9 protein-coding genes are annotated in these 8,118 nt (G+C 65.3%); 4 read left to right on the top strand and 5 right to left on the bottom strand.

Annotation, left to right across the window (positions count from 1 at the left end; all coding sequences use genetic code 11):
- Positions 1-92: 92 nt before the first annotated feature.
- The 3 genes from F1735_RS13475 to F1735_RS13465 form a co-directional block, all read right to left on the bottom strand.
- On the bottom strand, positions 93-347 hold the full coding sequence (locus F1735_RS13475) for a hypothetical protein (protein WP_167237409.1): 255 nt from the start codon (positions 345-347) through the stop codon (positions 93-95).
- A gap of 75 nt (positions 348-422) precedes the next feature.
- Positions 423-2,117, bottom strand: coding sequence for a single-stranded-DNA-specific exonuclease RecJ (gene recJ, locus F1735_RS13470; RefSeq protein ID WP_167237408.1), 1,695 nt, complete (start codon positions 2,115-2,117; stop codon positions 423-425).
- Positions 2,114-3,136 carry a hypothetical protein gene (locus F1735_RS13465; RefSeq protein ID WP_167237407.1) on the bottom strand — a complete coding sequence of 341 codons (1,023 nt, stop codon included), beginning with the start codon at positions 3,134-3,136 and terminating at the stop codon, positions 2,114-2,116. Before F1735_RS13465 ends, recJ begins: the two co-directional genes overlap by 4 nt.
- A 163-nt stretch (positions 3,137-3,299) precedes the next feature.
- Here F1735_RS13465 and F1735_RS13460 point away from each other — a divergent pair, with 163 nt between their 5' ends.
- A complete protein-coding gene (locus F1735_RS13460; protein ID WP_167237406.1) occupies positions 3,300-3,533 on the top strand; it encodes a hypothetical protein in 234 nt (77 codons plus the stop codon).
- Positions 3,534-3,569: 36 nt separating this feature from the next.
- Positions 3,570-3,962 (top strand): DUF3060 domain-containing protein, encoded by a 393-nt coding sequence (locus tag F1735_RS13455; protein WP_167237405.1) that lies wholly within the window; start codon positions 3,570-3,572, stop codon positions 3,960-3,962.
- 26 nt (positions 3,963-3,988) lie between these two features.
- Here F1735_RS13455 and F1735_RS13450 read toward each other — a convergent pair whose 3' ends face one another.
- Both F1735_RS13450 and F1735_RS13445 read right to left on the bottom strand, forming a co-directional pair.
- Positions 3,989-4,771 (bottom strand): ferritin-like domain-containing protein, encoded by a 783-nt coding sequence (locus F1735_RS13450; RefSeq protein WP_229505755.1) that lies wholly within the window; start codon positions 4,769-4,771, stop codon positions 3,989-3,991.
- The gene (locus F1735_RS13445) at positions 4,683-5,984 is read right to left on the bottom strand and encodes a hypothetical protein (RefSeq protein ID WP_373888515.1); all 1,302 of its coding nucleotides are present in this window, start codon (positions 5,982-5,984) and stop codon (positions 4,683-4,685) included. The genes F1735_RS13450 and F1735_RS13445 overlap by 89 nt, the downstream gene beginning before the upstream one ends.
- Positions 5,985-6,151: 167 nt before the next feature.
- Here F1735_RS13445 and F1735_RS13440 point away from each other — a divergent pair, with 167 nt between their 5' ends.
- The gene (locus tag F1735_RS13440; protein ID WP_167237404.1) at positions 6,152-7,417 is read left to right on the top strand and encodes a lipoprotein-releasing ABC transporter permease subunit; all 1,266 of its coding nucleotides are present in this window, start codon (positions 6,152-6,154) and stop codon (positions 7,415-7,417) included.
- Positions 7,410-8,117 carry a lipoprotein-releasing ABC transporter ATP-binding protein LolD gene (lolD, locus tag F1735_RS13435; protein WP_167237403.1) on the top strand — a complete coding sequence of 236 codons (708 nt, stop codon included), beginning with the start codon at positions 7,410-7,412 and terminating at the stop codon, positions 8,115-8,117. The genes F1735_RS13440 and lolD overlap by 8 nt, the downstream gene beginning before the upstream one ends.
- The last annotated feature ends 1 nt before the right edge of the window (position 8,118 follow it).

The raw sequence follows: 8,118 nt of genomic DNA, 5'->3' as shown, positions 1-8,118 counted from the left end.
TAGCGCGAGGACATCGCGTCTTAGCCTGTGGAGAGTCGGCGCAGTCAGGCCGCTCGATGAAGCAGGAACCCACCGAAGCGACCCGTAGATCATCACGCGGCGCCGTAGGAATCCCCTTCCTTTAGGGCGGGGAGGATGTCAAGTGCTATGACGACCTGTGCGGCGAGGGCCTGGACGAAGTCTGGCTCTACAGCGTATCGCTGTGCAGGCGCTGGGATGTGGAACAACGCTGCGCCGAACATCGCCCCGATCGACTCAATGAGCTGCTGCAGCTTGCCACGCAAGAGGAATGCCTGGCCTTTGCCTTCGACACCGCCAGGCAATAGGGCTTGCCCTGCTGGCGCCATGACTGGGCCTCTCCCGGCGGCGCCGACCGCACCAGCATGACCCGGCTGTGCTGAGCCGGGCGCACTGCGCTCGCCTTACGCCGGCTCGGCGTGTTCGACCAGCAGCTGCACGCGGGTGACGCCGTTGTACTCGTTGGCGTCGAGCCGGAACGCCACGCGCGCGCGCTCGCCGACCGAGGCGGTGTGGCCGAACCAGATGGCGTCGTAACGCTGGCCGTTGCGTTCCAGTTGCAGCTTCAGATGGCGCTCCTTCAAAATGCGCTGGCTGACCACGCGGAACTCGTCGCAAAACACCGGTGGCGCAAAGCCCTGGCCCCACACCTGCCCATCCATCAGGCCGATGAATTCGGTGGTGTAGTAGGCGTCTTCCAGCGGGCCGTCGGTTTCGATGATGCGTTCGAGCTGCTCGGTGTTGAGCCAGGCGCGCCCGACTTCTTCGAAGGCCTTTGAGAACGCCTCGAAGGCGTCTGCGCGGATGGTCAGGCCGGCCGCCATGGCGTGGCCGCCGAATTTGTCGATCAGGCTGGGCGCGCGTTTCGACACCAGGTCGAGCGCGTCGCGCAGGTGAAAGCCGGGGATCGAACGCCCGGAACCCTTGATCCAGCCTTCCGCACCGGGTGCGAAGGTGATCGTCGGGCGGAAGAATTTTTCTTTCAGGCGCGAGGCGACAATCCCGATCACGCCCTGGTGCCAGGATTCGTCGAACACGCTGATGGTGTTGCTGTCGGCCGGCTGGTAGGCGTCCAGGTGCAGCAGGGCCGTGTCCTGCATGTCGGCCTCGATTTCGCGCCGTTTCAGGTTGATGTCGTTGAGCTGCTGGGCGATGGCCCAGGCGCGCCCTTCGTCATCGGTGACCAGGCACTCGATCCCGAGCGACATGTCTTCCAGGCGGCCGGCGGCGTTCAGGCGCGGACCGAGCGCGAAACCGAGGTCGAACGGCGAGGCGCTGCGCGCTTCGCGCCCGGCCACCCGGAACAGCGCGGCCACGCCGGCGTGCATGCGCCCGGCCCGCATGCGCTTCAAGCCCTGCGCCACCAGGATCCGGTTGTTCGAGTCGAGCCGCACCACGTCGGCCACGGTGCCCAGCGCGACCAGGTCGAGCAGGCTGTCGAGCTTGGGCTGGGTCTGGGCATCGAACACGCCGCGCTTGCGCAGTTCGGCGCGCAGCGCCAGCAGCACGTAGAACACCACGCCGACGCCGGCCAGGTGCTTGCTGGGAAAGCCGCATTCGGGCTGGTTCGGGTTGACGATCACGCGCGCCTCGGGCAGGGTGTCGCCGGGCAGGTGGTGGTCGGTGACGACGACGTCGATGCCGCGCCGCTTCGCTTCGAGCACACCGTCGATGCTGGCGATGCCGTTGTCGACGGTGATGATGATGTCGGGCGCTTTTTCGCGCGCCGTCAGTGCGACGATTTCGGGCGTGAGGCCGTAGCCGTATTCGAAGCGGTTGGGGACGATGAAGTCGACCGTGGCGCCCATCGCGCGCAAGCCGCGCAGGGCGACCGCGCAGGCGGTGGCGCCGTCGCAATCGTAGTCGGCCACGATGGTCATTTTTTTCCCGGCCTTGATGGCGTCGGCCAGGAACACGGCGGCGGCGTCGATGTGCAGCAGGCCGGCGGGCGCCATCAGGCTGCCCAGTTCACTCGACAGTTCGCGCGCATCGGTCAGGCCGCGCGCGGCGTACAGGCGCGCGAGCACCGGGTGTACGCCGGTCTGGCGCAGCATTTCGGAAGTGCGGAAGGAGCAGGGGCGGGTCGTGATACGGGTCATGGCAGCAGTCTGTCTAGGGTCGGGCGGCGCCAGAAGGCGCGTTGCGAAAAGCGGGTGGTGGTAAAGGCGATGTGGCGCGCGCGGTGGCTCAGGAGCAGTTGCACCTGCTTGAGGCGGCCATCCATGAGCGCGGCCAGCGTCGGCGCGAACAGCGATTGCTCGAGCCGGTGCATGTGCTGCAGCCAGCCGGCCCAGTCGGTGGCCAGGGCCGCCGCGCTGAACGCGTCGCACAGCAAGATGGCGTCCGTACCCAGCGCGGCGAGCGGCATCAGCGGCGCCGCTTGTGGCTGGCCGGCCAGCGCCGCCATCCACGGCAGGGCGTCGCTGGTGGCCAGCCTGGCCGTGTCCACCTTGGTGCCGGCCGCAGCCGCGCCCCAGGGCCAGAACGAGTTGATCGCGGCCAGGCCGCGCGCTTCGCGCTCCGCGTTGACCGGGTGTTCGAACCACAGCATCTGCACTTCGTTTTGCAGCATGCGGAAGGCGCGCGACGCCGCACCCTTGGGCATCCAGTCGGTCAGGTTCAGGCCGACGGCCGAATCGGGCGTCGATGTTTCGAGGTCGGCCCAGTCGTCGGCGCGCATGAACCAGGTGCCGGCGTCGCCGTACAGCAGCGTCTTGCCCGATTCGTCGAAGTAGGGCTTGGCGAGATCGAACAGGGCGCGCCCGTGCGCCTCGGACAGGTGCAGGCTGCGCATGTCGGCCATTAACAGGTGGCTGCGCGCGATCTGGGTGTGCGCCGGGTGGACGATGAGCCAGGTGCCTTCCTGCTGCGCCTGGCCGTAGCCGCGCATGACGGCGCCGGCCAGGGCCGGGGTGCCGTCGCCCGATGCGCCCAGCGCTTGCGCCAGCCAGGCTTCGTGGGGCAGGGCGCGGATGTGATCGCCGACCGGCAATGACCGATGCGAGGCGCTGCGGCTGATGAGCGCGGCCAGGGCCGGCGCCTGCAATGCGCGGATCAGGTCGGGGGCAAGCTCGGGAGGGGGCAGGGCGAACGGCAGGACAAGCGAAATTTGGGTCATCCAGCATTGTAGGACAAATCGGCAAACCCGAAAATATCCAGCAATCCGGCGAACGGCGCCGGCGCCGCGCGGCTTCACTGTCGAGTCCGCCATTCGCGCGCGGCGGCATGTGGTGCCGATGCTAGAATTTAATCAACATTAATGTTCCCGCAAGGAGGCGCGCATGTCGATTCACCTACCGTTGTGCAAGCTTGGCGTGGGCCTGGCGCTGGCGCTCGCTGTATCGACCGGCGCCCTAGCGCAGGACAAGGGCGTCGGGCCGATTTCAGTACAAAAAGACCTGATCGACGTCGCCGGCAGCGGCCACCTGCGCACTTTTCCGTGCAATGGACGCAAGGTGGAGGTGCAGGGCTATGGTCAATGCATAAGACTTGCCAATTTTTTACTTATGGAATAATATTTCGGCAACTATTCTTTTGATAAAGGGGCTGTTATGTCGTTTCGACCATTTTCCACACTCTGTTTTGCTGCGATCGCCGCTGTCGGCGCGTGCAATGTTGCGCTTGCCGACGACGATACCTCGGGCACCACGTCGTCGGACAAGGACAAGATTGAAGTGAGCGGCAACGGACACCAGCGCTCCTTCCCGTGCGAGGGCCGCCGCGCGGTCATCGAGGGCACGGATAACGTCATCACGTTCACTGGCGTGTGCTCGGGGCTGGAAGTCTCCGGCACCGGCAACTCCGTAAGCATTCAACTGACGCCCAAGGCACCGTTGAGCGTGGAAGGCGTCAACAACAGCGTGCGCTGGCAATCGAGCGCCGAACCGAGAAAGAATATTTCGGGCGTGAACAACCGCGTCGTGAAGGTTCCCGGCCGAAGCTGATCCACGCCGGCGACGTGGCGGCCCGCTCACTCGGGCGGCTGCTGCTGCGACAAGGACGCGATGTCGTCGATCTCCACATCCCCGTAAGTGAGCCTGATCGCTTCTTCATACCAGGTCTGGGTCAGCGCCAGGTGCTCGCGCTCTTCGTTCAGGGCCTCGGTGAAGCTGTCGACCATGTCGGCCAGGCCGTGTTCGTCCGCCAGCGCCACCAGGGTTTCCCAGCCCGCCTTGTCGCTCAGTTCGGCGGTGACGATGGCGTGCAGCGATTGGGCGATACTGGTGCGCGGGTCGTTCAATACCTGCAGCAGGCCCATCGACTCCACGCCCACCAGGGCGGCGCTCGGGGTTTGCGAGGTCGGGTCGCCGCCCAGCGATTCGATGGCGTCCGCCACCATCAGGAAATGGCGCGCCTCGTCGGCCCGGATCTGTTCCAGGTCGTCGATCGTCATGCTGATATCGCCGGCCAGCATGACTTCGCATTTGGTAATGAGCGCGTCGTACAGGCGCGTGCCGGTGCGCTCGAACGCCAGCCGCTCGCCCAGTTTGTCGAGCAGGATCTGCGGACTGTCGCCCTTGAGCATCGCCATGCCCACGTTGACCGCGCCGCCCAGCGTGGCGGGCAGCGGCACCGACCCCAGCGCGTCGGCATTGGCGATGTAGTCGCTGCGCAGCTCGGCCAGCGCCATGTCGCCGACGCCATCGTCGGAGGTGACGCTCGGCTCAAGCTCCTGCATCGCTTTGCTGTCGATCGGCGACATCTGGATGCCGGTGCGGTTCATTCCCATGTGTTCTTGTTGAACTGTACGCATCTCGATTCTCCTGTTGCGAAATGCGCTCAGGGCGCGGTGACGCCGGCGGCGGCCAGCATGCCTTTGCGATTGAGCTCGGTCCCCGGCATCCACACATAGCCGGAGGCGACCATGTCGCTGGGCGAACCGTCGGCGTTGACCATGCTGCGGTAGCTGAGCGAGAGCGGGCTTTCGAGCGCCCTGGCCACGAAGCGGGCGCCGTCGGTGCGCAGCGCGACTTCGTCCATGAGCACCTTGCGCAGTCGCGCTGGCTGCGCAAGGCGAGCGGGCCGGCAAAGTCGCTGCTGACGATTTCTGCCGGGTCGCGCCGCTCGACCTGCTTGAACGCCTCGCACGCCATGTGGAAGTGTCCCAGTTCATAGTCGAGAAAGCGTTCCCAGATGGTGCGCAGGTGATGATTGGTTTCCTGCTCGACGCAGCTGTAATAGTGGTAGCACTCGGCCGCCTCGTGCAGCAGCCATTGCTCGATCCACGATTCGGCCGGGTCGAGCATGGATTCGTACTGGGTCACGTGCTGTTCTTCGACGGAAGCGATTTCGGCATACAGCTGGCGCGCCAGCGGGTCGGAGAACAGCGGGCCGATGTTCTGGTAATAGTCGTGCGCCTGGTACTCGCTGGCGACGCTTGTCAGCGCATTGACCTTGCTTAAAAAAGCGGCGGTACCGGCGTTGTACGGTTCGCGCAGCTCGTCTTCGGGCGCGCGGTGGTGCTCGGACGTGGGCCGTCCGGGCAGGATGTCGGTGTAGCTTTGCAGGATATTGTTGGCGTCCTTGCCCTCGAGCCGGTCGAGCAGGGCCGCATAGCGGTACAGGTGGTCGACCTCTTCGGGCAGGCCGAAGCGGTAGACCTGCGCCAGGTACGGGTCGGGCTCGCTCTGGGCGATGGCGGCCGTGACCTCGATGGCCACCTGCTCGTAGGCGACTGTGGTTTCAAGCGGGGAGTGGTCGGCCGCGATCAGCCAGTTGACCAAGGTGGCCTGATGCTGCTCGGTGCGGCGCACCTTGGCCAGCGGCAGGCGCAACTCGCGATTGAAGCGGGCTGCCATGTGACCGAAACGCAAGGCTTCGGTTTCGAGCCCGTTGATGAGAATGACTAGGATGCGCGTAAATGCGTCGTCATCGAGCTTGCTGACCGGTTTTTGCACCATGTCGCGCCAGGTGAACCGTTGCTCGTCGATGTCCGTGCCTTTTGAATCGAAAAGACTGAATGCCATGATTTTCCTCCGTTCTGCTGTATGGCGTTGGAGTGTACGGCGGGCGCCAGGTTCAACGAATTTTGTAAAAACCACAGCGGCAACGCGTGATTCAATTGTGACAACCCTGCCCGGGACGCGCTTTGTGTGGCAAACTGCGCACTTGCAATCAATCACTGCCGGGGCACATGAGCATCATCCACAATTTACCGTACGAATGGCTGGTCGGCCTGCGCTACACGCGCGCCGGCAAGCGTAGTGGCCGCAACAGCTTTATCTCGTTCATTTCCCTCATTTCGGTCTCCGGCATCGCGCTTGGCGTGGCAGCGCTGATCGTGGTGCTGTCGGTGATGAACGGCTTTCAGAAAGAGGTCACCGACCGCATGCTCTCGGTGCTGGCCCACATCGAAGTATTCGACCCGCGCGGCACCATGCCCAACTGGCAGGCGGCGATGCAGGACGCGCTCAAGAACCCGGCCGTCAAGGGCGCCGCGCCGTTCGTCGAGACCCAGGGCATGCTGCTGCGCGACGGCGTGATGCGCCCGGCCGTCATCCGCGGCATTTTGCCGGCCGAAGAACACAAGGTATCGGATGCGGCGCGCCAGGTGCGCCAGGGCAGCCTGGCGGCGCTGGTGCCCGGCCAGTTCAATATCGTGATGGGCTACGCGCTGGCGCGCTCGCTCGGCATCGGCATCGGCGACAAGGTCACCATGCTGCTGGCGCAGGCCCAGACCACGCCGGCCGGCATGCTGCCGCGCACGCGCACCTTCACCCTGGTCGGCATTTTCGAGGCCGGCCATTACGACTATGACGCCAGCTTCGCCTTCGTACACCTGGAAGACGCGCAGAAGATGGAGCGGCTCGACGCGCCATCGGGGCTGCGCCTGCGCATCGCCGACATGCATGCCGCGCCCGCCGTGGCGCAGGAACTCAAGGCCAGCATGGCGGGGCCCTTGCGCATCCGCGACTGGTCGGAGCAGAATGCCACCTGGTTCGCCGCCGTGCAGACCGAGAAAAAGATGATGTTCGTCGTGCTGACCCTGATCATCGCGGTGGCCGCCTTCAACCTGATCGCCACCCTGGTGATGACGGTGACCGAGAAGCAGGCCGACATTGCGATTTTGCGCACGCTCGGTTCCTCGCCGCGCTCGATCATGAAGATCTTCATGATCCAGGGCGCGCTGGTGGGCATGCTGGGCACCCTGGCCGGCGTCGGCCTGGGCGTGCTGGTCGCGCTGAACATCGATGTCATCGTCCCGTTTATTGAACGTCTATTAGGAGTACAGTTTTTGCCCAAGGATATCTACCTGATCAGCGCCTTGCCATCCGACCTGCGCTGGCCCGACGTGGCCAGGATCGGCGGCGTGGCCGTGCTGCTGGCCTTCGTCGCCACGCTCTACCCGAGCTACACCGCCTCGCGCGTGAAACCGGCGGAGGCGCTGCGCTATGAGTAATGTACACACCGCCCACGCCACCCCGGTCCTGTCGTGCCGGGGATTGGGCAAGACCTTCACTCAGGGCGCCTATTCGGTGCCGGTGCTGGCCAATGTGGACTTCAGCATCTATCGCGGTGAACGCGTGGCGATCGTGGGCGCTTCCGGCTCCGGCAAGTCGACCCTGCTGCATTTGCTGGGCGGGCTCGACACGCCGACCACCGGTTCGGTGACCTTGCTGGGCAAGGACTTCGCCAGTTTGTCGGAAACCGCGCGCGGCGACCTGCGCAACGAGGCGCTCGGCTTCGTGTACCAGTTCCACCATTTGCTGCCGGAGTTTTCGGCGCTCGACAACGTCGCCATGCCGCTCTTGATCCGGCGCGAAAAGCGCGCGCTTGCCGTCGACAAGGCGCGCGCCGTGCTCGAACGCGTGGGCCTGGCCAAGCGCGTGGTGCATGTCCCGGGCGAGTTGTCCGGCGGCGAACGCCAGCGCGTGGCCCTGGCGCGCGCGCTGGTCACCCAGCCTGGCTGCGTGCTGGCCGACGAACCGACCGGTAACCTCGATCACGCCACCGCGCAGCAGATTTTCGACCTGATGCTCGAACTGTCGAAAACCCTGGGCACGGCGTTCGTCATCGTCACCCACGATATCGAACTGGCGCGCCGCTGCGACCGCGTGCTGCGCCTGACCGAACACGGACTGCAACCGGCCGAACTGTGAC

It is taken from the genome of Massilia genomosp. 1, assembly GCF_011682185.1.
In the GTDB taxonomy this organism is placed as follows: Bacteria; Pseudomonadota; Gammaproteobacteria; order Burkholderiales; family Burkholderiaceae_D; genus Telluria_A; species Telluria_A rubra.
This window is presented reverse-complemented; position numbering and strand designations above follow the sequence as displayed.